Here is a 279-nt window from a genome sequence, read left to right on the forward strand (position 1 = left end):
GTGGTGGGTGATGACGGGATCGAACCGCCGACCCCCTCCTTGTAAGGGAGGTGCTCTCCCAGCTGAGCTAATCACCCGATACTACGCTGGATACTGCTTTAAGTGGTGGGTCGTGCAGGATGACTCGGCTTCGCCTCGCACTACGGGCCGTTGCTAACGCAACGTTATCCTTCACGTTTTACTATCGCGTTCCACCAGAACGATTGGTGGGTCGTGCAGGATTCGAACCTGCGACCAATTGATTAAAAGTCAACTGCTCTACCAACTGAGCTAACGACC

Annotated in this window: 1 tRNA gene and 1 other RNA gene; both read right to left on the reverse strand. The window is 54.5% G+C overall.

The features are described from left to right. Position 1: 1 nt before the first annotated feature. Positions 2-77: transfer RNA gene (locus ACSZPU_RS26510), tRNA-Val, on the reverse strand. Positions 78-103: 26 nt separating this feature from the next. Further along, a non-coding RNA gene (locus tag ACSZPU_RS26515) (RtT sRNA) lies at positions 104-273 on the reverse strand. Between the last annotated feature and the right edge of the window lie 6 nt (positions 274-279).

This window comes from Phytobacter sp. V69 (assembly GCF_965644215.1).
Taxonomy (GTDB): Bacteria; Pseudomonadota; Gammaproteobacteria; order Enterobacterales; family Enterobacteriaceae; genus Phytobacter.